The sequence below is a fragment of the Pseudomonas fluorescens Q2-87 genome, from assembly GCF_000281895.1.
Lineage (GTDB): Bacteria > Pseudomonadota > Gammaproteobacteria > Pseudomonadales > Pseudomonadaceae > Aquipseudomonas > Aquipseudomonas fluorescens_S.
Window position 1 is genome coordinate 3,096,628 of record NZ_CM001558.1, and the last position, 25,649, is coordinate 3,122,276.

A 25,649-nucleotide genomic window follows, 5' to 3' on the forward strand; every position below is an offset into this window, starting at 1 on the left:
TTTCTGAAATCGGCTTGGGTTTGTGTGGCGAGGGAGCTTGCTCCCGCTGGAGCGCGCAGCGGTCCCAAACAGCTCGGACACGGTCTGAGTGCCTGGCTTAAGGACTGCTGCGCAGCCCAGCGGGAGCAAGCTCCCTCGCCACGAACGGCTTACCGCTCTTTCTTCATCCCGATCCGCCGGCGCATGTCGGCGGTGATGCTCTGGCGGGTTTTCTTCAAACCAGCCCACGGCTCGTGACCGACTTCCGCCAGGCGTTCATGGACGTTGTGCACGTTCCACAGGTTCGCGCCCTTGAGCTCGGCCACTTCTTCGCGAAAGATCGGCACCGACACCGGCAATCCTTCCCGGGTGCGTGCGGCATAGGCGCAAATGGTGGTGGCACCCAGGCCGTTGCGCAGGTAATCGATGAAGATCCGCCCTACCCGGTTCTTCGGCCCGGAGACGGCGGAGAAACGGTCCGGCAGCAGCTTGGCCATGTGGCTGACGATGGCATGGCTGAAACCCTTGACCTCGTCCCAGCCCAATTTGCGCGTCAGTGGTACCACGATATGGATACCTTTGCCGCCGCTGGTCTTGAGAAATGCCTTGAGGCCCAGTTCATCGAGCACCGACAAGGTCAGTTGCGTCGCTTCGACCATGCTTTTCCAGGGCAGCGCCGGATCCGGGTCGAGGTCCAGAACGAAGCGATCGGGTTTGTCCAGGTCCACTGAGGTCGCGTTCCAAGTGTGCAGCTCCACAGTGCTCATTTGCACCGCGCCGATCAGCGCCTCGGCGTTATTGATCATCATCACCGGGTGCCCCGTCACGGACTTGTCCAGGCTGGTGATGCCGGGAATGGCCAGGCGCTCGGCATTCTTCTGAAAAAACAGCTCGCCAGCGATTCCGTCCGGCGCCCTGACCAGCGCGACCGGGCGCTCGGCCAATTCGGGCAGGATGAACTCGGCGACGCTGGCGTAATACTCAGCCAGTTGCAACTTGGTAGTACCGCTGCTCGCGTCGATGATCCGCTCCGGGTGAGTGATACGGACCTTGCCGTCCATGGCCGGCGCCTGGGCGGCTTTGGCTTTGGCTTTCGCCTTGGAATTGGTCGACGGCGCCTCGGGCTCGTCCTTGGCTGCGGTTTTCTTGGTTGCAGCGGGCTTCTTCACCGGTTTGGCAAGTTCCTGGGTGATCTCCTTGGCCGGCTTATCGTTGCGCAAGCCATGAAACACCGCATGGCGGACCGAGCCTTCCTTGGTCATCTCGGCATAAGCCACTTCAGCCAGCAAGGTCGGTTCCAGCCAATGCACGCCCTTGGCGTCGTAGCCGGTGGGCGGGTTGACCACTGCGGGCTTTTTCGTTTCCAGGGGCAGCAACTGTTGGTAGATGCTTTTCAGGGTGGTTTCGTTGAACCCGGTGCCGACCTTGCCGGCGTAGCGCAATTCACCACTGTCGGCATCATGCAGCCCCAACAGCAGCGCGCCGAAGGCACTGCGGGCGCCCTTGGGTTCGCTGAAACCGACGACCACGAACTCCTGGCGGTTCTTGCATTTGAGCTTGATCCAATCGCTGCTGCGTCGGGACACATAGGCGCTGCCCATGCGCTTGCCGATCAGGCCTTCCATGCGCATCTGGCATGCGCTGTTGAGCAGGGCCTCGGGGGTTTCTTCGAATGCATCGGAAAAACGCAGCAAGGGGTTGTCGTTATCCTTCAATACCGCTTCCAGCGCCGCCCGCCGTTCTTCCACCGGGACCTTGCGCAAGTCCGCGCCGTTGAGATACGGCAAATCGAACAGGTAATAGGCAATCTTGCCGCTGCTGCCGGCGTCGAAGGCGTTCTGCAGTGCCTGGAAGTCCGGCACGCCTTGGTCATCGGCGACGACCATTTCCCCGTCGAGCCAAGCCGACTCCAACCCCAACGCGGCCAGGGCTTCGGCCTGCTTTGGCAGTTTATGGGTCCAGTCATGGCCGTTGCGGGTGATCAGCCTGGCCTCGCCATTTTCGATCCGGGCCATGACCCGGTAGCCGTCGAACTTGATTTCGTAGAGCCACTCGCCATCGGGCGCGCTTTCCACCAAGGTCGCCAGCTCCGGCTTGAGGGTTTCCGGGATCGGTCCGGCCACTGCGCCGCTGAGGCTGGTTTTCGAGGTCTTCTTGGTCGACTTCGGTTTAGCGGCTTGTTCCGGTGCCTTCACAGCTTTGGCAGCGGCGGCCTTGCCGCGACGCTTGGGCACGATGGTACGGTCGCTGAGCACACTGTCCGGCTCGGCCTGCACCACGTCGTAATCGCTTTCGGGACGGGCCGCTTCGTCTTGATGCTTGATCAAAAACCATTGTTCTTGCTTGCCGGGCATATGAGTGCGCACCAGGTTCCACAGGCCACTGAGCTTTTCACCTTGCAGCTCGAACTTGAGCCGGCCCTTTTCATAGGCCTCAGAGGGATCGCCCTGGGGAATCCATACGCCACGGTCCCAGACAATGACATCGCCGGCACCGTAATGCCCCTCGGGGATGCTGCCTTCGAATGTCGCGTAATCGAGTGGGTGATCCTCGACATGCACCGCCAGGCGCTTGACCTTGGGGTCCAGGGACGGCCCCTTCGGCACTGCCCAGCTCTTGAGGGCGCCGTCCAGTTCCAGGCGGAAATCGTAATGCAGCCGCGTCGCGTCGTGTTTCTGGATGCAGAACTGCAAGGCGTGGGCGGTTTTTGCCGATTTGCGCGGGCGCTTCGCCGCCGGCTCCGAGGTGGCGGCGAAATCGCGCATGCGGTTGTAGTCGTCGAGGTTCTTGCTGCTCATGGGCCACCTGCTACCTGTTGCAAGGTCGGGTCGGCCACGGGCATCCCGGCTGTTTCCGCCAGCAATTGATCGACGACCCGACCCAACGCCTCCTCGATGGAGTCACCCAGCAGCAACCCTTGCTCGTAAAGGACAACCTGGCGATCGGCGCTGGTGCCTTCCTGCACGATGCGACGTGCTTGGGTGAACACATCCTCGACACCCAGCTGCGCGGCTGTCTCGCCAAAGGTCTGTTCCGCCAACGTCAGCCATTCGCCCATGAGCATCGGCTGCTCCTGCCCTTCGGCGATGAACTCCGCCAGGCTTCCGTGGCGCTTGGCCCGCCAGCGGTTTTCCTTGAGGATCCAGTGGGACATCAAGCTGTAGTTATCGCCAGGCCCGGGCTGGGCGACGGCATGAGCCACCATCAGGCGAAACAGTGAAACGATGCACAACACATCCTCGATCCTCGGACAGGCATCGCAGATTCGCAGCTCAAGGGTTGGATAGCGCGACGAAGGCCGTATGACCCACCAGCAGTCGCTGGGCTGGTGAATAGAGCCGGTCCGCATGAGCATGCCCACATAGCTGGCGAACGCCGCCTCGTCCTTGAAGAATTCCGGCACCCCCATGCGCGGCCATTCATCGCAAGCCACCTGGCGGTAACTGCTGAACCCGCTGTAGGCGCCGTTCCAGAACGGTGAAGAAGCGCTCAGGGCCAGCAACATCGGCAGCCACGGCAAGACCTCGTTCATCACCCGGACCCGATCCCTGTCCACCGGCACTTCGACGTGTACATGCAGGCCCGACAACACGCTCCGTCGCGCCACGCGCTGGTAATCATCGAACAGTTGCTGAAAATGCAATTCATCGGTGGGCTGCAAGACTTGGGTGGTCATTGGATGCGACCCCGCGCTGAGCAGGCCCAAGCCATGGGGGGCCAGGCACTGGTTCAGGCCGGTACGCACCTGGTTCAAGTACTCGGCGGCTTCCGGCAGGCTCTGAAAGATCGGCGACGCCATCTCGACCTGGCTCTGGAACATTTCATGGGCGAAGTGTTCGCCCAACTCGACCCGACAAGCCTGTACCGCCGCCAAGGACGGCTGTTCGGGCATGCAGCGGGTTTGCAGGTCTGTGATGAAGTATTCCTCTTCAATGCCGAACTTCAGATGCCTATTCATCGACAATCCCTCCGATGCCCGCACCGATGCGGGTTACCACCAACGCCACCACGGCGATCCTTTCCACGTCCTGATAACCCGGGGTCAGCAGCTCTTCGCCGAAAACGTCCGGATCCAATTCTCGATAAGTCCAGGCAAACTCCGCCGAGTCACGCCAGCGCCCCAGCGCTTCAAGGAACGGATCACGGCCGTCGACCATCGCCACGCCGGTGTAGAGCACCAGCGAACCGCCGGCCGTGAGCCGGGGCAAGGCCTGCTCGACGATGCGCAGCGACAGCCCGGCGCCCAGCACACCACCGCCATGGCGGTAGGCGCGCTCGGCCGGGTCGGCCATATACGGTGGGTTGGCGACGATCAGGTCGAATTCGCCTTCCACATCCTGGAGCACGTCGCTGTGGGCGACCTCGATATTGCCGACTTCGGCCAGGGCGGCATTCACCGCGCACAGGCGCAGTGCCTGCGGATTGATGTCCAGGGCCAGCACTTGCGCCTCGCGCCGGGCCCGGGCGATCACAATCGCCCCGACACCGGCGCCGCAGCCAATGTCCACCGCACGGTGCACGGCGCCGAAGTTCTGTTGCAGGTGAGTATGGATCAGTTGAGCGAAGCGGTAGCTGTCCGGGCCGAAGAACACCGCATCGGTGGCCTGGGTGGGAAATGGCGAGTGGGCGAACAGCAAGCCATCCAGGCTCGACCAGCGCACCTGGCTATACAACAGGCCATCGCGAGCCTCCAACACATGGGCGTCTTGCAGTTGGCGCTGTTCATCGGCGCTGATCAATCCCGGCGCAAAGGGTCGGGACCAGCCGAATACGTCGCGCAAGGTCTTGGAACGTTCGTTGCCGGGCCGCTGGTTGACCCGTTCGTGGGTCAGCGGCGTCGGGGTGATGAAGCGATAGCCGTCGGCGTGCAGGCGTCGGCCCAGCTGCAACAGCGCCAGGTCGGGTTCGGACAGGCGTTCCTCCTGATTCATACAGGGCTCCTAGCGAAGTATGGATTTGAGTTCGATGAACCGTCGGGTCGCCAACAGTCCAGCCGGGTGGCTGTGACAGCGGGCCGAAAGCCAAGGCAGCAGGGTCTGTATCTGTTGGTCCGGTGACTGGCTGCGCAGCGTTTGCTCCAAGCGCTGGACGTCCGGGTCTTGCACCGGCATCGGCGGCTCACAGCTTGCACCGTGGGCCCGCCGTGGGCTTCGACGTGGGCCTTTTTCCAGCCAGTCTCCGGCGATCCAATCGTGCAGGAGTTGTTTTTCATAGGGGCTGAACACGCCGAACATGGCCGCGCCGGCACCTTCGATCAGCGTCCAGAACCGGCTGTCCTGCGGGTCCTGGTGGCGCTTGATCCAGCCCTTGCCTTGCAGCGCCTCGAGAAAACCTTCCAATTGCCCTGGCACTGCCAGCCATTGATTGACGGTCTTGCCTTCGAACTTGCAGTAGTCGGAATGCATGTGTTGGCCGAAGGGCCGCTTGCGTTCGAGCATGTCGAGAACTTCGCGGTACACGTCGAACGACTCGATGATCGCCCGGCTGCCCTGCCCCAGGTCATTGAGGCGATAGCCCAGGGTTACCCGACGCCAGAATGCTTCGCGGTCCGCTTCCATCGGCATCAACTGCATGAGCGATTGCACGGCCTTGTGGGCATGGCCGGTGCTGGCGTTATCGATGGTCACGTGCAGCGTGAAATAGTAGGGATCGATCTCCAGTTCGGTCAGCTCATAGGCGCTGATCAACAAATGCAGAGGCAGTTGTTCGTAGCCCAGGTTGTAGCCGATGACCTCGGGCAGGTATTCATCGCCTGCGTACCCCAATGCCAGTTGCACCGCACCTTGCAGGTAGCGCTCGTCGTCGATGTCTGGCGCATCCGGCAGTCCGTGTTCGGCCAGCAGCTTGCGGTAGATCACCACATGGTTCTGCGCTGGATAACCGTCCCCCAGCTCTTCCAGGTAAGTGCAGAGCAGCCCTTCGAAACGGTGGTCATGCCAGTGCTTGAGTACGCCGTAGAGCCAGGCGCCATCCACCAGTTTGGTCGGTGCCACGGCTTGGAGGAAATACAAGGCGTGGGCCTTGCTGGTGAAAAATTCGCGGGGGCCACCGCTTTTGCGCCGTTCCAGGTACTCGGCGTATTGTCGAGCGACGCCGGCACTGTGTTGTTCGACCCAGGCTTGTAGCGCGGCGGGATCGTCCGGCATGTCCTGGGGCAGCGCGCTGGCCTGTTCGAGGCACGACTGCAGGAGCGCTTGGGCGAGCGTTTGTTTGTCAGCGTCGTCCGGGGCATGGAGCAGCCGTTCGTAGGATTGGCGAACGGTTCCGGCATGAGTGACCGGTTGTACAGTGGCAGGCCGGGCCTGGAGGGGTGTCAGCACAGTCATAAGGGCCTCTTGGGTTTTCTGCTGGACGCTGAATCAGCACGTCTCTCCTTTTGCAGAGCCTTGCGCGCGGTGAAAAATTCCCTTGAGTTGAAAAGCAGCCGGATAAACGGGGCCGCACGGTTTTGACGGGAACCCTCGCTTCGCTGCGGGTCTCGAATGCTTTAAGTCGGAAACGCTGTTATGTGGCGAGGGTGCTTGCTCCCGCCCACGTGCGTAGTGCTTGCGGTTTTTGGGGCCGCTTCGCAGCCCAGCGGGAGCAAGCTCCCTCGCCACAGAAGCAGGCCACAAGAACAGGCCACAAGCATCGGTTCCAGCCGTTCGTTTGAACGACCCACGCCAGGCCATCCAAGGAGCAACGATGATTTTCTCAGTATGGGTGGCGGTGCTCGGCGCCGTGTTGTTGACCTTGGCATTGACCTCTTCCTACCTGCGCTGGATGCCGGTGACGACATCGGCGATCTGCCTGGTGCTAGGGGTGGTGATCGGGCCGATGGGCCTTGGGCTGCTGAGGCTGGACGTTGGCGACTCTTCGGTCTGGATGGAACACCTCACGGAAGTCGCGGTGGTGTTCTCGCTGTTCGTCAGCGGCCTGAAACTGCGCCTGCCGCTCAACAACCTGACCTGGCGCGTCGCCTATGGGTTGGCCGGTCCGGTCATGATCCTGACCATCGCCGGGCTGTGCCTGGCGTTGCATTATCTGTTTGGCCTCGGTTGGGGGGTGTCGATGCTGATCGGTGCGATGCTCGCCCCCACCGATCCGGTGCTGGCGGCGCTGGTCCAGGTCAACGATGCGCGGGATGACGACCGGGTGCGTTTCGGCCTCTCGGGCGAAGCCGGGCTGAACGACGGCACCGCGTTCCCCTTCGTGATCCTGGGCCTGCTGATGCTGCGTGAGGACGGCAGCGGATTTCTCGGCGACTGGACCCTGCGCCATGTGCTGTGGGCGGTGCCGGCGGGTTTGCTGATCGGCTACTGGATGGGCCGTGGCATCGGCAAGCTGACCTTGTCGATGCGCATCAGGAACGCCGACAGCACGTTGTCACCCAACGATTACCTGGCTCTGGCCCTGATTGCCCTGGCCTACGTCGCGGCGGATTCGGTCCAGGCCTATGGCTTTCTCTCGGTGTTCGCCGCGGGGCTGGGACTGCGCCAGGCCGAGGTGCAATCGACTGACGGCGACGAGACGCCGGCTGAACATCGGGTGCAACCGGTGGTCGGCCATGAGGCTGTCGATCCTCAGCAAGCCGTGGTAGGCGATACCGAATCCCTGGACGAAGGCCAGGTCGCCGCCGGGGTAATGATGGGCGACATGCTGGCGTTCGGCAGCCTGGTGGAACGCTCGATGGAAGTGTTCCTGGTGACGCTGCTGGGCGTGGTCCTGGCCAATCATTGGGACTGGCGAGCGTTGGCCATCGGCGCCCTGCTCTTTGCCGTGATTCGCCCGTTGAGCGTAATGGTGATCCCTTGGGGCCCGCTGTTGGATCGACCGCAACGCCTGCTCATCGGTTGGTTCGGCATCCGCGGCATCGGCAGCCTGTTCTATCTGTTCTACGCCTTGAATCATGACTTGCGCCCCGACGTGGCGCAGCTGTGCATCAATCTCACGCTGTCGGTGGTGGCGCTGAGCATTCTGGTGCATGGGCTGAGCACACAGCCGACCCTGGGGTGGTACGAACGTCAACAGAAGCCGGATTGAACCCTGGCGTGCAGGCTGCGGTTCAGCCGCCGGGATCGGTCACCTGGATGAACACCGAATACACCCCCAGCAGCACCCAGAAACTGGCAAAGATCCACGGGGTACGCAGCGAAAACAGCAGCGACTTGCGGTAGCCCTTGTGGGTCGATTCACGCTCGCTGAACAGCGGCGACTCGTCATAGACCAAGCCCATCAAGGGTTCGGCGCGCAACAGCTCGCTTTGTTTGAAATGCCAATGGTCGATGATCTCGTACGCCGCGCGGATGCCCGGCCAGGCGTTGAGCGAACTCAAGAAGCCCAGCAAGGCCAGCAATGGCGGCACGATCAGGGTAAACAGCTTGCCCCACTCAGGATTCAGATTGGCCATGCACGAGGCAAAGGCAATCACCAAAAAAGATTGGGCAGCCAGGTAGGCATCGGTTCGATTGGCCAGGATGCTGGTTTCGTACTGGATCTCCCGACGATAGAAATCCAGCCGCTCCTTGGGAGAGCCGAACAGCTTGGCGTTGTGTTCGGTCAGTTCTTCGTCCGGGGTCTGGCCGGTCAGGATCTTGGGCATTGCGCGGAGGGTTCCTCGGCGATGATTGGGACTTATTAGGAAACCCGCGACCGGGCAAGTTCAAGCCAATGGACCAAAGGCGCAGCGGATTCAACGAAACGCTCGCAGGCCGTCAGGGTCAGAAGATCGTCGAGGCCTGAGGACCTGAGTGTGGATTATCTTGGATGGGTGCAATGGCCGGCGATGGCCGTCACGGTACTGGCCGCCTGGTTGATCGGCTCCCGCCAGCCGCGGCGGCGGGTGGCGGGGTTCAGTTGTTTTATCGCCAGCAATATCTTGTGGGTGGTCTGGGGGCTTCATACCGACGCGTATGCGCTGATCGTGCTGCAGTTTTGCCTGTGTGCGATGAACTTGCGCGGGTTCAAGAAAAATACCGAGTAGGCAGGTGCCCTGCGGCGAGCCAGGCTGTCCGGCTGCTAGCTGATCGTCTGCCCAATGATTCGCACCAGGTCGATCTGCTTGAACGGCTTGATCAACCGAGGCAACTGCGTGGCAAAGCCTTCCAGGCGCTCGGCATAACCGGTGGCCAGGATGATGGGCAGTGTCGGTTGCCGCTCGCGCAGCAGTTTCGCCAGTTGCGCGCCGTCCATCTGAGGCATGGCCATGTCGGTGATGACCAGATCGATATCCGGATGACGCTCGAGCAACTCCAGCGCCTGGGCACCCGACGGCGCACAAATCACCCGGTGCCCGAGGTCTTCGATCAACAATCGGGTGCTGGTCAGCACCAGGCTGTCATCGTCCACCACCAGCACCAGCAATTCATGGACCGGCTGCGGTTGTAGCGCTTGAACCGGCGAGTTGCCTGGCGCCGAATCGCCGGCAACCGGCAACCATAGCTCGGCGGTGGTGCCCGTGCCCTTCTGGCTCTTGAGCGTCAAGCGCCCACCCAATTGCTCGGCCAGGCCATGGACCATGGATAACCCCAGCCCTGTGCCCTTGCCGACGCCTTTGGTGGTGAAAAAAGGATCGATGGCCGACGCCAATGTCGCCTCATCCATGCCCTCGCCTTCGTCGACGATCGACAGGCAAACATAGCGCCCCGGTGGCATCGGCACATCTGTGGCGGTTCCGGTGTCCGGGCTCTCTTCGGCCGCGATCAGTATCCTACCGCCTTGAGGCATGGCGTCCCGGGCGTTGGTTGCCAGGTTGAGGATCGCCAGCTCTAATTGGTTGATATCGGCCAAAACCGGCGGCAGTGACTCGGCGAAGCGGGTCTGGACATTGATCGAAGGCCCCATGGAGCTTCGCAACAAGCCGCTGATACCCTGCACCAGGACCGGCAGTTCCACTGATTCGTAGGTCAGTTTCTGCCTTCTGGCAAACGCCAGCATGCGTTGGGTCAGCGAAACGCCGCGTAGCGCTCCCTGGGTCGCGTTGTCCAGCAATTGCGCCAGCTTGGGATCGACGGGCATGCGCTTGCGCACGATTTCCAGGTTGCCGAGGATCACCGTCAGCAGGTTGTTGAAGTCATGGGCGATGCCGCCGGTGAGCTGGCCGATGGCGTGCAGTTTCTGCGACTGGAACAGCGCCTCGCGGGCCTGTTCCAGGGCCAGTTGGGCCTGGGTGGCGTCGGTGATGTCGCGGGTGATCTTGGCGAACCCCAGCAGCGTGCCGGTATCGCTGCGGATCGCATCGATGACCACATGGGCCATGAACCGCGTGCCATCCTTTCGCAAGCGCCAGCCTTTTTTCTCGAAGCGCCCCTCGCTGGCGGCAATGCTCAGGGCACGCTTCGGCTCCCCGGCGTCGCGATCTTCGGGCGTATAGAACATCGAGAAATGCTGACCGATGGCTTCAGTCGGCAGGTACCCTTTGATTCGCTGCGCCCCCAGGTTCCAGTTGGTGACCTGGCCATCCGGGTCGAGCATGTAGATGGCGTAGTCGGTCACGCTTTGCACCAGCAGCCGGAACTGCTGCTCGCTTTGCTTGAGGGTTTCCTCGGCCATCTTGCGATCGGTCAGATCGCGGGTGATCTTGGCGAACCCCAGCAATGCACCGCTCTGGCTGTCGATGATCGGGTCGATGACCACATGGGACCAGAACAGCGTGCCGTCCTTGCGCACCCGCCAGCCCTCGCCTTCGAAACGTCCCTCACGCACAGCAGTGTCCAGCGCCCGTTGCGGAAGGCCGGCGGCGCGGTCCTGATCGGTATAGAACCGGGAAAAGTGCTGGCCGAGGATTTCGGCCTCCTCGTACCCCTTGAAGCGCCTTGCGCCTGAGTTCCAGCTCGTGATGATGCCCGACGGATCAGTCATGTAGATGGCGTAGTCGACCACCGCGTCAATGAGCAGGCGAAAGCGCTGTTCTTGGTTGATGAGGGCAGTCTTGAGGTCGTTATCGGGCATCTGGCCGGGGCATCCATGTGGATTTCTGCGGAGTATCGCGCAAGTCGGGTGTCAGGAAAAACTATTGGGATTTTGGAGCATGTTCTTCCTGAGCCACTGACCACCAACGCGGCAACAAGTGCTGCACCCTCGCCTCGCCGAACCGATCATCGATCAGCATCACCACGCCGCGGTCTTGCTGGGTGCGGATGACGCGGCCAGCGGCCTGTACGACTTTTTGCAGGCCCGGATAGAGGTAAGTGTAGTCGTAGCCATCGCCAAAAATCGCCGCCATGCGCTGCTTGATCTGCTCGTTGACCGGGTTGAACTGTGCCAACCCCAACGTGGCGATGAACGCACCGATCAGTCGCGAGCCGGGCAAATCGATGCCTTCGCCGAAGGCACCGCCCAGCACCGCAAAGCCGATGCCCTGGCTGTGCTCCATGAACCGTTCGAGAAAGGCCTGCCGGGGCGCTTCGCCCATGCCGCGTGACTGTGTCCAGGTCGCGATCTGCGGGTGTCGCTCGGCAAACAGCGCGGCCACTTGCTGCAAATAATCGAAGCTGCTGAAAAAGGCCAGGTAGTTACCCGGCCGTTCGTTGAACTGACGGGCCATCAGCTCGACGATCGGTTCCAGCGACGCTTGGCGGTGGGCAAAACGGGTAGAGATCCGGCTGACCACCTGGACATCCAACTGCTCGGCCTGGAACGGTGACTCGACGTCGATCCACACGGTGTCCGCCGGCGTACCCAGCAGGTCGGCGTAATAGTGCCGAGGGCTCAAGGTCGCGGAAAACAGCACGGTACTGCGCGAGGCCGTGAATCGCGGGCGCAGGAAGCCGGCCGGCACCACGTTGCGCAGACACAGCGTGGACACGCTGCGCTGGCGGCCGAGTTCGCGCTTGTGGATGTCGAACAGAAAGTGCTCGTCGAAGGACTCCGCCACCCGGCCAAACTGCAAGGCGTCGAAGTAGAACGCCTGCAAACCGCTGTCGAGACCTTGCGGATGGTCATTGAGGTAGTCGCCGATGGCGGTGGTGCAGGTTGCCAAGGCCTGGAGCAGTTTTTCCGGCCGTTTTTCATACGCCTGATAGGCCGCCACCTGTGGTGCATGCAAGGCATTCCACTGGCGATGGACCCGGTCCAGGGATTTCTTCAATGCCGCTGGCGCGGTTTTGCGCACCGCCGCCAACGTGGACGGATCCAGGGTCGCGCTGTACATCTTGCGCCCCCGCTCCACCAGGTTGTGAGCTTCGTCCACCAGGGTCGCGACGCGCCAGCCGTTAGCCTGGGCCAGGCCGAACAGCAAGGCGCTGAAGTCGAAGTAATAGTTGTAGTCGGCGACCACCACATCGACCCAGCGAGCCATCTCCTGGCTGAGGTAATACGGGCAGACATCATGGGCCAGCGCGATCTCGCGCAACGCCGCCTGATCGAGCAACGTGACTTGGCTGGCTGCGGCCCGCGCATCTGGCAAACGGTCGTAGAACCCTCGGGCCAACGGGCAGGATTCGCCGTGACAGGCCTTGTCCGGGTGTTCGCAGGCCTTGTCCCGGGCAATCATTTCCAGCACCCGCAACGGCATCGATGGCGCGCTGCGGGTAATCACATGAGCAGCGTCCAGCGCCAGCTTGCGCCCTGGGGTTTTCGCGGTAAGAAAGAACACCTTGTCCAGCTGCTGCGGCGCCAGGGCCTTGAGCATGGGAAACAGTGTGCCGAGGGTCTTGCCGATGCCAGTGGGTGCCTGGGCCATCAGGCAACGCCCGGTGCTGACGGCCTTGAACACCGACTCGGCGAGGTGCCGCTGGCCCTGCCTGAAATTGGCATGGGGAAAGCCCAGCGTCTGCGCCCCGAGGTTACGCGCCTGCCGATGGGCCATTTCCTGCTCGGCCCAGGCCAGGAACAGCGCGCATTGTTCTTCGAAGAACGCCTGGAGTTGCGACGCTTCGCAGCTTTGCCGCAGACAGGTTTCCTTTTCGCTGACGATGTCGAAGTACACCAGCGCGACGTCGATGCGCGGCAGCTGCAACTTATGGCACATCAGCCAGCCATAGATCTTCGCCTGGGCCCAATGCAATTGCCGATGGTTGTCCGGCTGTTTGGTCAGATCGCCGCGGTAGGTCTTCACTTCCTCGAGGCAATTGCGGGCCGGGTCATAGCCATCGGCGCGACCTTTGACGTGCAACGCCTGGTAGCGACCCTCCAGGGCCACCTCGGCCTGGTAGCCCTCGCCACGTCGCGAGGCTACGGTGCGGTGGCCGGCGATGCCTTCAAGGGCGGTGGGCGACGGCGTGAAGCGCAGGTCCAGGTCGCCCGCCTTGGCGGTGAACTCGCACAACGCCCGCACCGCGATGCTGTAGCCCGACGCCTGGGTCATGCGCCCTGCTCCGCCCACTGCACATAGCAGACCGCCACGGGCATCTGGTGCTCGTGGCAGAATTCCAGCCAGCGCAATTGGTTGTCTTGCAGGCGATCACCGGGCCCCTTGACCTCGATCATGCGGTAGGTCTTGTGCTGCGGCCAGAACTGGATCAGGTCCGGCATGCCGGCGCGGTTGGCCTTGATGTCCAGCAGCAGACGGTGGAACCAGTGCTTGAGGTGCTCGGCCGGCAGGCATTCGAGGGCTTGTTCCAGCAGGGCTTCGGACAGTGCGCCCCAGAACACGAAAGGCGATTGCACGCCCCATTTTTCTGCGTGGCGCCGGACGATGGTGTCCCGATAGCGCCCATCGTCCAGCTCCGCCAGGCAGGCCGCGAACAGCTCGGCGCGACGGCTGTGGAAATCTTCGTTGAGCAAGTCCACCGGCCCGCGCTGGAACGGATGGAAAAACGCCCCCGGCAGTGGCGCGAAGATCGCCGGCCAGCACAGCAGGCCGAACAGCGAATTGATCAGGCTGTTCTCGACGTAATGCACGGGAGCTGATTCATCGTGCAGGTGCGCCTGGACGTGGTACTCCACCGACAACGCCGGGTCGACACGGGGCAGATGCAAGTCCAGCCGTTCCACCTCCCGGGCCATGGCGCGCGGTACCGGTGGCCCGCCCAGCTTGCGGCGCAACCGGGGCAGGATCCTGAGCAAGGCCTGGGTTTCAGCGCCATCCTGCGGCGCTTGCACGGCCGCTTCGCCCAATTCAAGGGCCAGGGCATATTCGCCGATGCGCTCCAGCACGCGGATCATCCGCAACCGCGCCTGCGGGTACGTGCAATCGCGATACAGACTCAAGGCCAGGGCGAAATCACCGATGCGCTCGCCGTGCTGGCCGATCTGGAACAACAGCTTGCCCCGGCGCCGCTCCAGCCAAGGATTGTCCAGGGACAAGTCATTGACCTGGGCAACGATGTCTTCAAGGGATTCGCCGGCTTCGAAGTGCTGCTGGCATTGGTGCAGGAACAGGCCGGCATCGACGTCCTGGCGGTTGCGCAAGCCACGGGATTCGGCGCTGAACTCAACCGTTTCGTAGGTGTAGATGCCCAGGTCCGCCAGGACGAACTCCGACCAGTCCTGGTAAAGGTTGCCGAAAAACATCAATCTCAGCCGGTCGCACAGGGGCATGATCGTCAGGCTGTAGAGCCGGTCATCGAGTTGCGGGCACCAGGCACTAAACGGCTGGGGCTCACTGAAGTGATCGCGCAGGGCCTGCTGCCATTCGGTCTTTTTCGCCTTGGGTCGCTCGATCAGATGGCCCAGGTACAAAAGGATTTCCGGCTTGAGCAACACGTCGAACAGTTCGTCGAGGCCCAGGGGAGCCTGTTCTTCGACCCAGCCATGGGCCAGCAAGGGCTCCACGGCAACGCCGATATCGCCAATTTCCGGGTAATGCAGCTTGCTGTGGCGAAAGCGCAAACCCTTGCGCATGACCATCCGCACCAGCAAGCCTTGGGAGGCACGCGACAACAGCGCAAATTCGTCGATGAACCACTGTTCCTCGGCGCTGAGCACGTCGGCATAACGCTTCGCCAACCAGGCAAGCACCTGCTGGAAGTTGTTCAGGTAGTAAAAGGGATCGTCGAGAGAACTGGCTGTCACGGAACAAAGCGCCGAAGGAAGCGAAAGTACTGGTTATGCGTACAGATAACAGCAACGAACGGCCCAGGCAACTGCAAAAGATGAACGGTTCCCTATATTTAAGGTGAAATCCTTCTATCGCTGATGAACTTTCCTACGGTAAGCGAGACCAATGGCGGTTGACTAAACGTGATGGCGCGGTCGAATCAGTTGATCCGTGTCCTTTGAGTGAGAGGTTATGGTTATGAACATCAGGACTCTGGGCCTGCCCCTGGTCACCGTGGCTTTCCTGGCATTGGCCGGCTGCGCGTCGCCTACCGTGGTGACCCTGCAGAACGGTACTCAGTATTTGACCAAGGACACTCCCAATACGCGCACCAGCGACGGCTTCTACGAATTCGAGGATATTGCCGGCAAGAAAGTCCGGGTCCGTGCTGATGACGTAGCGACTATTCGCAAGGAAGACTGATCTTCGGTGTTTGCCTGACAGGCCGTCATCGCAAGCTTGCTCGCTCCCACAGGGTCGTTCACAACAGAACCTCAAGGGGAGCGAGCTTGCTCGTGATAGCGATGTCAGGCGAACACGATCCCCTCGCCGCCCAACTGGGCAATCCCCACACCCACCAGGGTCACGGAGCTGTCCCCCACCTTGAGCAGCGTGTCATTGCCCACTTGTGACAAGTGCTCGCTATAGTCGTAACCCGAGCCGGCGCCTTGAACGCCGAGAAATATCAGCTTGTCCCCCGCGTCATAGCCACTGATCCGGTCCTGGCCGAACGCGCCGTTGAAGACAAACGTGTCGCTGCCGCCTCCCGATTGCATCAGGTCATTGCCCGTGCCGCCGACAAAGGTGTCGTTACCCGCCCCGCCCACCAGCCCATCATTGCCGTCCTGGCCGAACAGCCAGTCGCCGGTTGCGCGCGCCAACAGGGTATCGTCGGCCGCGCCGCCCTTGACCGATGACGCATACGCCGTGACGTTGGCGCCCGTCACCAGGCCATTGGCGCCGACGCTGTGGTTCACCTCGTTTTTCAGCAGCCCCCACAACGCCCCGGATTCCTGGCTGACCAAAGTGCCGATGTCATGGGTGATGCTGATCGCGCCATGGGCATCACGAATGTACAGGGTCCCGGTGCCGTCATGGGCGAAGCTGAAATCCTTCACCGACTGCTGCAATTGCAAGGTGTTGTTACCCTGCCCGCCCAGGATCACGTTGTAGCCACCGCCGTCGCGAAAGGTGTCGTTGCCGGCGCGGCCTTCCAGGTAATCATTGCCCTGGCCGCCCTGGATCAGGTCCTCGCGGTCGCTGCCGATGATGAAAGTGCTGCCGCTGTGGGCCTCGGCGTTGCGGTTGAGGTCTTGCACCCAAGTATTGCCGCGCGCCGGATCGGACAGGTTGGCAACGATGATGGTCGAGTCTTTCTCGGTGAGGTCGTAGAACGCCGAGCCCAGGATCCGGCCCATGCCATCGCCGTAGCCGGTGGGCAAATGGGAAATCCAGGTGGGAATGTTGAGGATGGAAAACGGCAGCACGTTCCACGTCGCCGAGGCGTAGTGGTCGTTGAAACTGACGATGTTGTTGGTCGCCGACTCCTGCGGTGCATCGTGCACGCCCACCGAAGCGAAGTTGAACGTCGAGCCATCCAGGGCGCGGAATACCGGATCGTTTTCATAGCCGATGTTCAAGACCTTGTCGGTGCTGCTCTGGGTCGGCGAGGCGTAGGCAATGTAGTTGGCGTCGGCATAGAACCCGGACCATTTGCTGGTGCTCAAGTCCGCCAGGCTGTTGACCGCCAGGCCGCCCAAGCTGTGGCCGCTGACCAGTACGTCGTCGCCCGAGAGGCCATGGGCCTGGGCAAACTTCGCGACATCCGCCAGCAGATTGCCAAACGCTTCACCCACGTAGTTTTTTGCATAGTCCTTGGGCCCCAGCGCTGCCATGACGTCGTTGATGATGTCGCCAATGGAATCGCCGATCAGATCCTCCCGTGGACCGCTGGTACCACGAAACGACACACCGATCTCCGTCAGGTGCCCCGCAGCGTCGTATTTGCCCAGGATCTCCACTTGCGCGGTGGTGTAGCCGGCTTTTTCGCCAAAGAACGTGCCGCGACTGTCGACTTTCCCGGTGTAGCCCAGCTGCGACGCGCCGATGGGGGTCCAACCGGCCTTCTGCACCGCTTGCAGGGCGAGCTTTTCCGAGTCTGGGTTCCATGGCACGCCGGGAATCACGCCCTGGGAATCGCTGCCGCCAAGCAGCGCCGTGACCAGCGTCGCCGGCAAGCCCACGCCGAAACCGTTGTGCTGGTAGCCGGCGGCAAAACCGTTATCGAGGTTGTGGTAGGAATACAGCATGATCGCCATCGCATCGCTGACCAATGCCTTGGATTCAGGGGTGCTGAAGTGCTTGTAATCGTAGATACCCATGGTGGTTGCTCGCTTTTTGTTGTTGGAATGCTGAAACCGGGTTTCAGGGGATTGGCTGTGGCAAGGGGGCGTCCCCCTCGCCACAGAGGGGCTTGGTCAGAACTGCCAATCCAGCGTCAGGCCCACGCCGTGGGATTTATCCCTGGAACCGAGCAGGCCGTTGTAGTCCAGGTTGACGCGCACATCCTTGGCCACCGCAAGGCCGGCTCGAGCGCCGATCACGGCGGCGTTGCGGTCCATGGACACGCTGCGCACCGCGAAAGTGTCGTTGCTACCGGCAAAAGCCAGGTCCTGTTCGGAGCGGGTGTCGCTCAGGTTGTGCTGCCAGCCCAGGGACCCGGACAACTGGAGTTGCTGCGCTTGCGACAACGCCAGGGTGTGACTGGCACGCAGACCCAGGGTCGAGAGCACGGCGTCGCGGCGATCGTCGCCACTGTGCAGGGCCGCGCTATCACCTTTTTCATGGAAGCTGTCGCTGTCCAGGTGCACGTAGGCCAGGTTCGCGAACGGTTCCAGGGCTATCGGTTGCAGGTCGAGGCGATACGCCGCCTCGGTGAACAGCTGGGCGGTCCGGGCGTCACGCTTGGTTTTCTCCCGGCCACTGACGTCACCCCATTGCAGATCGCGTTTGACGTCGATGCGGTGCCAGCTATAGGCGGCGCCTGCGGTCAAGCGCAAGGCATCGATTTCACGGCCCAGATAGACGCCCAGGTGATAGCTGTCGGCTTTGGCGGATGAATGAGTGCCGTCGCCCATGCTCAACGAACTGTCGCTATAACCGGTGACGAAGCCCAGTCGGGTCTGGTCGCCGATCAAGCCATCGACACCGGCCAGCAGGCCGCCGATCGAATGGCTGGTACTGGCGTTGTCATGCCCTCCATCGTCTTTGCCCCAGGCACCGAGCACCTTGAACCAGGCATTGCTGTCGGCATCGGTCGGTGTACCAGCGTCATACAACGCGTCCTGGCGCAAGCGATCGCCGACGGCATCGCGCAACTGGCGGCTGTCGTTGATCAGCAGCGTGCCGATGGCCGGGTGGATCTCACCGGACAGCTGCTGGAATGCCTGTTGCGCCACGGCAGCGCTGGGCGACAGCAGCAAGGCTTCATAAAGCCCGTTGCCCGCGCCCAGTCCTTCGGCGGCGACGGCGACGGCGCGTTCGTTGCGCGTCAGGCCCAGGCTGGCGAACGATGCGTCGTTACGCTCCACCGCCAGTTGGACGCCGCCTGCGGTGTAGGCCAGGTCACCACCGAGAAACGCATAGTTGGGCAACACCTCCCCGAAGCGCCCATCAATACCGCCAGCGGCCTGCAGGATATTGAATTGCCGACCGAGCAGGCTTTTCGCCTCGCCAGCGCTGAGCAGTGTCGGGCTGTTTTCCAGGGACAGCGACACCGTCGCCCCGTCAATGGAGGCCTTGCCGCCGGCAACGATCAGGTCGCTGGACGTAGGCGAGACTTCTACGGCGTAGTTCGAGCCGGGCTGGAACGTCACGTCCCCGGCCACTTGCAAGGTGCCGATGGAGTTGCCCGGCGCCACGCTGCCGCCACGGTTGGCGGTCAGGCTGGCGATACGACCGTTGCCACCGAGCACACCGCCGTCGTTAACGGTGACCGCCGAAGCCAGCGAGCCATTGATCGCCAATCGCCCTTGATTGACCAGGGTCGGTCCGCTGTAGGTGTTTTCGCCGGTCAGCACCAACGTGCCGATGCCCTGCTTGGTCAGCCCGCCATGGCCGGAAATGTCGTTGCGCCAGACATCCAGGCCACACTGGATCCCGCTGCACACCCGCTCAGTCGGCTTGCCGGCGTCGATGATCGCGCCGATGCCCGGCAGGTCCGCGACGAACTGGCCGGAGCCATAGGCGCCCTCGATTCGATACGCCTCGGGAATGTCCTGCTCGGTCACCAACATCGACGGGCCATCGATGGCCTTGCCCAGGTTGATCATGCCCCAGCCATACAGCGAATCGACACCCGGCGCGCCCATGTCGGTGGCGGTGGTGCGCAACACGCTGGCGACCTGCGCGCCGGTCATGTAGGGGAAACGCTCCATCAGCACCGCAACGCTGCCGGCCACATGGGGCGCCGCCATCGACGTACCGCTCTTGTTGCCGTAACCCACCGTCAGGTCATCGGCACTGGTGCCACCGATCACGGCGCTATAGACCCGGGTGCCGGGGGCTGACACGCAGAAACTCGCGGTGTAGCCGCAGCGCGACGAGAAGGTACTGATGGTGTAGGGGTTCGGGCTGGCGGTATCCGGGTTGACTTGCAACGCGGCGACGGTGAGCCAGTTCGGTGCGATGTCCGGGACGAAATACGCCAGCCCGGCGATGGCGTCCGGGTTGTTCAGGTTGTAGTCGTTGCCGGCGGCGAAAATCGTCACGATCCCGCTGCGGGCCGCGGCGATAGCGCCTTCATACGCGCCGCCGGGCGGGGTGCCGAGTAGCGGCTTGATCTGGTCGAATTGCAGTTGTGCGTCCTGCACGGTGAAGTGCGGGAACGCTGGGTCACGGCCTCCCTGGTCGAAACGGTCGGTGATGCCGATGCCCCAGCTGTTGTTGATGATGCGCGCGCCACTGGCAATCAGGGCATCCCAACCGGCCTTGTACACCGCGCCATCGTTGCCGAGGATGATGCCGTCTTCGGGGCCGGGGTCGCCGTTGTCGGCGCTGATGATTTGCGCATCGAACGCCACGCCATGCATCGGGCCACCGTCGCGGCTGCCGGCGGCAATCCCGCCAACGTGTGTGCCGTGGGAGCCCAACTTGCCATCGGAACCCACCGTGGGTGAACCGTCGTAGCGGAACGGATCACCGGCCTTTACCGGGATGTACGGGTCGGTGTATTGGCGGATGCCGCTGGTGACCATGGTCACGACCTTGTTGGGGCCGGAAAACTCCGGATGTGCCGCGTAGACGGGTTGGTCGAAGATCCCCAATTTGACGCCCTTGCCGGTGTAGCCGGCGGCGTAGGCTTGTTGGGCGTTGACCGCCCCAAGGCCCCATTCGGCATTGAATTCACTGCTGCGCCAGCTGTCCGGATTCCCCGGCCTGCCGCTCTCGACATACGGCGCGGCGTGGGCCGTACCGAGGGTCGCCAGGGCGCAGAGCATGGCGTGGTTGAGGGTTTTCAACAGAAACAGCCGGCCCGTTTGCCCGGGTTGTTTTTTGTGTTTCATCCGAACCTTCCTTAGTGATTGCCAAAGTTGTTGCCAAAAACCTTTGGTTTGCCCTGCCCCTGTCACAGCGGCAGCCGGCTAGCGCCCTTGCGCCACAAACGCTTCATCCACCTTCGCCAGGTCCTGGGCTCCCAACGTGCCGGCGTAGTAATGCAACTTGGTCCAGGCCATGAGGTAGTCGTAGCGAGCCTGGGCCAAGTCGCGACGAGTGGTGTAGAGCTGCTGCTCGGCGTTGAGGGCGTCGAGGTTGACCCGCTCGCCGCCGAGAATGCTTTGCCGGGTCGACACCACCAGTGCCTCGGCCGAGGCCAGGGCTTTCTGGTAGGCCTTGAGCTTGTTCACGCCCGACGCGCAGGCACTGAACTGGCGGCGCAGCTCGATCAGCGTCTCACGGGTCTTGGCATCCAGTTCGTATTCAGCCTGTTCCATGGTGCGGCTGGCCTGGCGGGTCGACGCCGAGACCCCGCCGCCGGCATAGAGCGGCACGCTGACTTCCAGGCCGATGGTGTTGGTGTCGTAGCGCTGGTTATAGGTGTTGCCGCTTTCCGATTCGTTCTGGCGCATCGTCGCGTAGGCGCTGACTTTGGGCAGGTGGCCGGCGCGGTTGCGCTCCACCTCGAAGCGCGCCACGTCCACGGCCTGGCGCTGCGACGCCAGGTTCGGGTTGTTGCTTACCGCCATCTCGTGCCAAGTGTCGAAAGTGGCCGGCTGCAACGCAAAAGTCTGGAAGGTGTCGTTGAGGGGGGCCAGGTCGCCAATGTCCAGGGTGGGCACGCCAATCAGCGCGCCAAGCTCGCGCAGGGAAGCGTCCTGTTCGTCTCGGGCCTCGATCTCTTCGGCGATCGCCAGCTCGTAGCGCGCCTGCGCCTCGAGAATGTCGGTGCGCGTGCCTTCGCCCTGGCGGAACAGGTGCTCGTTCTGCCGAAACTGCTGTTCGAACGCCTTCTTCTTCGCCTGGGCGATGTCGATCTGGTCTTGGGCGAACAGCGCCTGGGTGTACTGGCTCAGCACCCGCACCAACAATTCCTGGCTCTTGCCGCGAAAGTTTTCGTCGGCGAACAGTGCCTGGGCCACGCCTTTGCGATAAGCGGCATACGCCTCGTAGTCCAGCAACGGTTGTTGCAGGGTCAGGCTGGAGCCGTAGCTGCTGTAGTTGCGATCGTCGTGCTGGCTGGCGCCGCGATCGTTGAGGTAGGTGACCTTGGACTGGTTGCGGCCCTTGTTGTAGCTGTAGCCCAGGTGCGGCAGCAGGCCGGCGCGGCCGATGGCACGGTTCTCAAGGCCTGCGTCGCGCTCCTTGATCGCGCCGAGGTAGACCGGATCATTACGCAGCGCCTGCTCATAGAACTCAAAGGGGCCCATGGCCCAGACGTTGTTGCACACGGACAGGGCCAGCACGGCCCACCATTGGAAACGCTTCATACCGCCGGATATCCTTATTCTTCGGTCAACGCAGAGCCGGCTCGGTCGAGCAGCGGTTTGAACAGATAATTGAGCAGTGAGCGCTCGCCGGTGCGCACGAACATCTCAGCCGGCATCCCGGGCTTGATCATCAGGCCGTTGAGCTTTTCCATCGCCACGTCGCTGACGCTGCTGCGCAGGACGTAATACGGCGCGCCGGTCTTCTCATCGACCATCTGGTCGGCTGAAACCAGGCTGACTTCCCCGGGCACGCGTGGTGTGCGGTTCTGGTTGAAGGCCGTGAAGAGGATGTCCACTGGCAAATGGGCGTCGACCTTGTCGATCAGGTTGACCGGCAGGTGCCCCTCCACTTCCAGGCGCGTGCCTTGGGGCACGATCTCCAGCAAGGTATCGCCCTGGCGCACCACCGCCCCTTCGGTGTGCACCCCCAGGTTGACGGCGATGCCGTCGGCGGTGGCGAGGATTTCGCTGTGCTGCAACTCGAATCCGGCGGACTTCAATTGCTCTTGCAGGGTTTCGCTCTTGAGCTGGGCGTCGGCCAGCTGGGTACGCACCTCTTTCTGATACTCCTCGTTGTGTTGCTGTAATTTCAGGCGCGACTCGACGATCCCCTGCTCCACCCGCCCGCTTTCACCGCTGTTCTGCGCCAGTTCCTGCTGCACTTGTGACAACTGGCGTTGGTAGTCCAGCAGGCGGTTGCGCGGGATGTAGCCGTTGTCCGCCAAGGGCTGCAAATTAGCCAGTTGCAGGCGCAGGGATTCGGCCTGGGCGATCAAATCGCTCCGGGCGCGGCGCATGCCGGCCAGTTGCGCAGTAGCGCCCTCGATGCCGGCACGCAACGCCGCCTGCTCCCGGGCAAAGGCTTCGCGACGACTGCTGAACAGCTGCCGCTGGCCTTCAAGCACCAAGGCCAGGCGTGGGTCGGGATCGTGGCTCAAGGCTGGCGGAAAACTCACCTGCGCCAGGTTGTCCCGTTCGCTTTGCCAGCGCGCCAGGCTCGCCCAGGTCATCCGATATTGGGCTTGCAGCGATTGCACGTCGGCGGCGGCCTGGGTCTGGTCGAGGCGGAACAAGGGCTGGCCCTGCGTCACCGCCTCGCCTTCGCGTACCAGGATCCGGCTGACCACGCCGCTGCTGATCGACTGCACCGCTTTGCGCTTGCCCGAAACCACCACGGTGCCTTGCACCGCGATGCCCTGATCCAGCGGCGCCAGGCTGGCCCAAGTGAAAAAACTGCCGGCACCGACGAGCGCCAGGACCCAGCCCATGCGGGTAAAGAACCGGGCATCGTGCTCGGGGCTGTGTGAATGTTCCAGATTCATCTCGCGATCCTTGCTCATGCGCCGCTTGGCTTGCTGGCGGTCTGGTATTGGCGACTCATGCTCAACCCGTTGGGCGCCGCCATGGCCTTGTCCCGCGGTGATTCGGACTGGCCCGACAACGCCCGCAGCACGTCCTGGCTCGGCCCAAAGGCCTGCACTCGGCCTTCGTTGAGCACCAGCAACTTGTCGGCCTGGGCCAGCGCCGAGGAACGGTGGGTGACCAGCACGACGCTGCTGCCCTGGGCTTTCATCTGGGCAATCGCGCCGGCCAGCGCGGCCTCGCCGACCGTGTCGAGATTGGAGTTGGGCTCGTCGAGCACCACCAGGCTCGGCCGGTCGTACATCGCCCGGGCCAGCGCCACGCGTTGCTTCTGCCCGCCCGAAAGGCCACTGCCATCCTCCCCGAGCACCGTGTCGTAGCCCTGGGGCATGCGCAGGATCAGTTCATGAACGCCGGCCTGTTGCGCAGCCGCCACGACTTTTTGCGGGTCGGCTTCGCGAAACCGGGCGATGTTCTCGGCGATGCTGCCGCTGAACAGCTCAATGTCCTGGGGCAAGTAACCGATGTGCGGGCCGAGCTGCTCACGATTCCAGCGGTGGATGTCCGCCCCGTCCAGTCGCACTGTCCCGGCGAGGGTTGGCCACACGCCTACCAGCACACGGGCCAGGGTGGACTTGCCGGAGCCCGAGGCGCCCAACACGCCGAGCACTTCCCCGGCCGCCAGGCTGAAACTGACCTGTTGCAGCGTGGCCTGGCGCTGGCCCGGTGGCCCGGCGCTGACGTGCTCGAAGCTCACCTGGCCCTTGGGCGGCGGAAGGGTCATACCGTCATCCTGGGGCGCAAACGCCTGCAACAGCGCATCGAGACGGCGGTACGCCAGCTTGGCGCCGCTCCACTGTTTCCACACGGCGATCAACTGGTCGATGGGGCTCAGTACCCGCCCTATCAGGATCGAGCCGGCAATCATCATCCCAGCGGTCATGTCGCCTTTGATCACCAGCAGCGCGCCCAACCCCAACACCAGCGATTGCAGGCACAGGCGCAAGGTCTTGCTCAGGGAACTGATCACCGCGCCGGTGTCGCTGGCCTGGTTTTGCAGGCCAAGGAACCGCGAGTGCACGGCAAACCAGCGGCTTCGCAACACCCCGAGCATGCCCATGGCCTGGATAGTCTCGGCGTTGTGCAAATGGCTGGTGGCAAGTTGGCTGGACTGTTGCGAATAGACGCCGGCCTGCCCCAGCGGCTTCTTGGTCATGGCCTCGTTCAGGCAGGCCAGGCCAATCAACAGCACGGTGCCGACCGTGGCAAATACGCCGAGCCAGACGTTGAACAGGTAGATCACTACCAGGTACACGGGAAACCAGGGCGCATCGAAGAAGGCGAACAGCGCCGGGCCGGTGACGAATTGGCGGATATGGGTAAGGTCGCCCAGGGATTGGCCAGCGTTGCCCTCTCCCTGGCGCAGGTTGCGCTCGAACGCGGCTCTGTAGACCTGGAGATTGAAGCGTCGCTCCAATTGGCTGCCGATGCGAATGACCACGAAGCTGCGCACCATTTCCAGCAACCCGATGAACACGAAGAAACCCACCACCATCAACGACAACATCACTAAGGTGGTTTCATTCTGCGAGGACAGTCCGCGGTCATAGACTTGCAGCATGTAAATCGAAGGCGCGAGCATCAAGACATTGATTAGCGCGGTAAAGCAACCGACACTGATCAGGATACTTTTATATTCACCCAATGCTTTAATCAGCGGCACAGCGGCAGCGCTCCTTGCCTTGTTCATCGGTCTTCCTTGCTGTTGGCTTTGCCAGGAACCTGGCCGTTATTCAACTTACCAATCTTTGTTTATTAACTTGGCCTCTGCCGAGGCCGCTACTTGCTCAAACAAGCATGTCTCGATCATCCATAACTATGCCCAGCGGTTAATGGACGTCTCAAGGGGCTTTGCGTTCAAGCCTGAGTATCAAGCCGGACTTCAGCGTTACTTGGTAATACCGCGCCTGGTGCTGGCCCAAATGCGTCCTGGCGTTATCTTTGCTAATCAATGAAAGACCGTCAGGCTCGGTGAACCAATGCACCGGTTCCTCTCCCAACCAATGCCCAAGGCATTCGGTTTGCCCGGCCAGGGTCTGGTCCGCCCGAAGTTCGATGAGGCAGGTATTCGACGGCTTGTCCTGTATGGCCTGGGTCTGCGGATTTTCCTGCGGCCCCGACAAGACCGCCTGCCACTGACCGGCCAGTTGTGAAGGTTCTGCTAATAACAGGCTGCGTGCCATGGCGACTTCTCCGGATAACATTATCAGCGTAGCGAGCAACCCGGCGCTTGCCCGGGCGCTGCGGCGCATGGATTCTTTACACATGGGTCTAATCCTGACCGGGAATCCCGCGGCAGCGAT

At 62.4% G+C, this 25,649-nt stretch carries 17 protein-coding genes; 3 read left to right on the forward strand and 14 right to left on the reverse strand.

Going from position 1 to position 25,649, the window contains the following annotated elements; translation table 11 throughout:
* Positions 1-149: 149 nt before the first annotated feature.
* The 4 genes from ligD to PFLQ2_RS13995 are packed head-to-tail and all read right to left on the reverse strand — an operon-like array spanning position 150 to position 6,305.
* Positions 150-2,777 (reverse strand): DNA ligase D, encoded by a 2,628-nt coding sequence (gene ligD, locus PFLQ2_RS14010; protein ID WP_003181785.1) that lies wholly within the window; start codon positions 2,775-2,777, stop codon positions 150-152.
* The gene (locus PFLQ2_RS14005; RefSeq protein WP_003181787.1) at positions 2,774-3,937 is read right to left on the reverse strand and encodes a carboxylate-amine ligase; all 1,164 of its coding nucleotides are present in this window, start codon (positions 3,935-3,937) and stop codon (positions 2,774-2,776) included. Before PFLQ2_RS14005 ends, ligD begins: the two co-directional genes overlap by 4 nt.
* Entirely contained in the window at positions 3,930-4,910 is a 981-nt protein-coding gene (locus PFLQ2_RS14000) for a methyltransferase (RefSeq protein WP_003181790.1), read from the reverse strand. The genes PFLQ2_RS14005 and PFLQ2_RS14000 overlap by 8 nt, the downstream gene beginning before the upstream one ends.
* A 9-nt stretch (positions 4,911-4,919) precedes the next feature.
* The gene (locus PFLQ2_RS13995) at positions 4,920-6,305 is read right to left on the reverse strand and encodes an iron-containing redox enzyme family protein (protein ID WP_003181791.1); all 1,386 of its coding nucleotides are present in this window, start codon (positions 6,303-6,305) and stop codon (positions 4,920-4,922) included.
* Between the two features lie 358 nt (positions 6,306-6,663).
* Between PFLQ2_RS13995 and PFLQ2_RS13990 the strand changes: the two genes are divergently transcribed.
* The gene (locus PFLQ2_RS13990; protein WP_003181792.1) at positions 6,664-8,001 is read left to right on the forward strand and encodes a cation:proton antiporter; all 1,338 of its coding nucleotides are present in this window, start codon (positions 6,664-6,666) and stop codon (positions 7,999-8,001) included.
* A gap of 22 nt (positions 8,002-8,023) precedes the next feature.
* On the opposite strand, the gene PFLQ2_RS13985 is transcribed toward PFLQ2_RS13990, so the two are convergent.
* Positions 8,024-8,560 (reverse strand): hypothetical protein, encoded by a 537-nt coding sequence (locus tag PFLQ2_RS13985; protein ID WP_003181793.1) that lies wholly within the window; start codon positions 8,558-8,560, stop codon positions 8,024-8,026.
* Positions 8,561-8,710: 150 nt separating this feature from the next.
* On the opposite strand from PFLQ2_RS13985, the gene PFLQ2_RS13980 reads away from it, so the two are divergent.
* A complete protein-coding gene (locus PFLQ2_RS13980) occupies positions 8,711-8,941 on the forward strand; it encodes a hypothetical protein (RefSeq protein WP_003181795.1) in 231 nt (76 codons plus the stop codon).
* Between the two features lie 35 nt (positions 8,942-8,976).
* Here PFLQ2_RS13980 and PFLQ2_RS13975 read toward each other — a convergent pair whose 3' ends face one another.
* The 3 genes from PFLQ2_RS13975 to PFLQ2_RS13965 form a co-directional block, all read right to left on the reverse strand.
* Positions 8,977-10,908 carry a hybrid sensor histidine kinase/response regulator gene (locus PFLQ2_RS13975; RefSeq protein WP_003181798.1) on the reverse strand — a complete coding sequence of 644 codons (1,932 nt, stop codon included), beginning with the start codon at positions 10,906-10,908 and terminating at the stop codon, positions 8,977-8,979.
* Between the two features lie 61 nt (positions 10,909-10,969).
* Positions 10,970-13,264 carry an ATP-dependent DNA helicase gene (locus tag PFLQ2_RS13970; RefSeq protein ID WP_003181800.1) on the reverse strand — a complete coding sequence of 765 codons (2,295 nt, stop codon included), beginning with the start codon at positions 13,262-13,264 and terminating at the stop codon, positions 10,970-10,972.
* Positions 13,261-14,913, reverse strand: a complete 1,653-nt coding sequence (locus tag PFLQ2_RS13965; RefSeq protein ID WP_003181802.1) for a VRR-NUC domain-containing protein — start codon at positions 14,911-14,913, stop codon at positions 13,261-13,263. The genes PFLQ2_RS13970 and PFLQ2_RS13965 overlap by 4 nt, the downstream gene beginning before the upstream one ends.
* Before the next feature lie 223 nt (positions 14,914-15,136).
* On the opposite strand from PFLQ2_RS13965, the gene PFLQ2_RS13960 reads away from it, so the two are divergent.
* The gene (locus PFLQ2_RS13960) at positions 15,137-15,361 is read left to right on the forward strand and encodes a YgdI/YgdR family lipoprotein (RefSeq protein WP_003181803.1); all 225 of its coding nucleotides are present in this window, start codon (positions 15,137-15,139) and stop codon (positions 15,359-15,361) included.
* A 104-nt stretch (positions 15,362-15,465) separates the two neighbouring features.
* Here the strand turns inward: PFLQ2_RS13960 and PFLQ2_RS13955 are convergent, their stop codons facing one another.
* From PFLQ2_RS13955 to PFLQ2_RS13930, 6 genes are all read right to left on the reverse strand, one after another.
* Complete coding sequence (locus PFLQ2_RS13955; protein ID WP_003181805.1) at positions 15,466-17,319, reverse strand: polyurethane esterase; 1,854 nt, start codon at positions 17,317-17,319, stop codon at positions 15,466-15,468.
* Positions 17,320-17,415: 96 nt separating this feature from the next.
* Positions 17,416-20,436 carry an autotransporter serine protease gene (locus PFLQ2_RS13950; protein WP_225970876.1) on the reverse strand — a complete coding sequence of 1,007 codons (3,021 nt, stop codon included), beginning with the start codon at positions 20,434-20,436 and terminating at the stop codon, positions 17,416-17,418.
* A gap of 144 nt (positions 20,437-20,580) precedes the next feature.
* Positions 20,581-21,924 (reverse strand): TolC family outer membrane protein, encoded by a 1,344-nt coding sequence (locus PFLQ2_RS13945; protein WP_003181809.1) that lies wholly within the window; start codon positions 21,922-21,924, stop codon positions 20,581-20,583.
* A 14-nt stretch (positions 21,925-21,938) separates the two neighbouring features.
* Entirely contained in the window at positions 21,939-23,264 is a 1,326-nt protein-coding gene (locus tag PFLQ2_RS13940) for an HlyD family type I secretion periplasmic adaptor subunit (protein WP_033046024.1), read from the reverse strand.
* A complete protein-coding gene (locus tag PFLQ2_RS13935) occupies positions 23,261-25,036 on the reverse strand; it encodes a type I secretion system permease/ATPase (RefSeq protein ID WP_003181815.1) in 1,776 nt (591 codons plus the stop codon). The genes PFLQ2_RS13940 and PFLQ2_RS13935 overlap by 4 nt, the downstream gene beginning before the upstream one ends.
* A 151-nt stretch (positions 25,037-25,187) precedes the next feature.
* Positions 25,188-25,613 carry an AprI/Inh family metalloprotease inhibitor gene (locus PFLQ2_RS13930; RefSeq protein ID WP_225970865.1) on the reverse strand — a complete coding sequence of 142 codons (426 nt, stop codon included), beginning with the start codon at positions 25,611-25,613 and terminating at the stop codon, positions 25,188-25,190.
* Positions 25,614-25,649 lie beyond the last annotated feature (36 nt).

Excerpts from the sequence above, each read along its gene's own strand:
- PFLQ2_RS13960 (WP_003181803.1), top strand. The coding sequence starts at position 15,137 with ATGAACATCAGGACTCTGGGCCTGCCCCTGGTCACCGTGGCTTTCCTG.
- PFLQ2_RS13950 (WP_225970876.1), bottom strand. The coding sequence starts at position 20,436 with ATGCTCTGCGCCCTGGCGACCCTCGGTACGGCCCACGCCGCGCCGTAT.
- PFLQ2_RS13940 (WP_033046024.1), bottom strand. The coding sequence starts at position 23,264 with ATGAGCAAGGATCGCGAGATGAATCTGGAACATTCACACAGCCCCGAG.
- PFLQ2_RS13970 (WP_003181800.1), bottom strand. The coding sequence starts at position 13,264 with ATGACCCAGGCGTCGGGCTACAGCATCGCGGTGCGGGCGTTGTGCGAG.
- PFLQ2_RS13985 (WP_003181793.1), bottom strand. The coding sequence starts at position 8,560 with ATGCCCAAGATCCTGACCGGCCAGACCCCGGACGAAGAACTGACCGAA.
- PFLQ2_RS13995 (WP_003181791.1), bottom strand. The coding sequence starts at position 6,305 with ATGACTGTGCTGACACCCCTCCAGGCCCGGCCTGCCACTGTACAACCG.
- PFLQ2_RS13935 (WP_003181815.1), bottom strand. The coding sequence starts at position 25,036 with ATGAACAAGGCAAGGAGCGCTGCCGCTGTGCCGCTGATTAAAGCATTG.
- PFLQ2_RS14000 (WP_003181790.1), bottom strand. The coding sequence starts at position 4,910 with ATGAATCAGGAGGAACGCCTGTCCGAACCCGACCTGGCGCTGTTGCAG.
- ligD (WP_003181785.1), bottom strand. The coding sequence starts at position 2,777 with ATGAGCAGCAAGAACCTCGACGACTACAACCGCATGCGCGATTTCGCC.
- PFLQ2_RS13945 (WP_003181809.1), bottom strand. The coding sequence starts at position 21,924 with ATGAAGCGTTTCCAATGGTGGGCCGTGCTGGCCCTGTCCGTGTGCAAC.
- PFLQ2_RS13975 (WP_003181798.1), bottom strand. The coding sequence starts at position 10,908 with ATGCCCGATAACGACCTCAAGACTGCCCTCATCAACCAAGAACAGCGC.
- PFLQ2_RS13930 (WP_225970865.1), bottom strand. The coding sequence starts at position 25,613 with ATGTGTAAAGAATCCATGCGCCGCAGCGCCCGGGCAAGCGCCGGGTTG.
- PFLQ2_RS13990 (WP_003181792.1), top strand. The coding sequence starts at position 6,664 with ATGATTTTCTCAGTATGGGTGGCGGTGCTCGGCGCCGTGTTGTTGACC.
- PFLQ2_RS14005 (WP_003181787.1), bottom strand. The coding sequence starts at position 3,937 with ATGAATAGGCATCTGAAGTTCGGCATTGAAGAGGAATACTTCATCACA.
- PFLQ2_RS13955 (WP_003181805.1), bottom strand. The coding sequence starts at position 17,319 with ATGGGTATCTACGATTACAAGCACTTCAGCACCCCTGAATCCAAGGCA.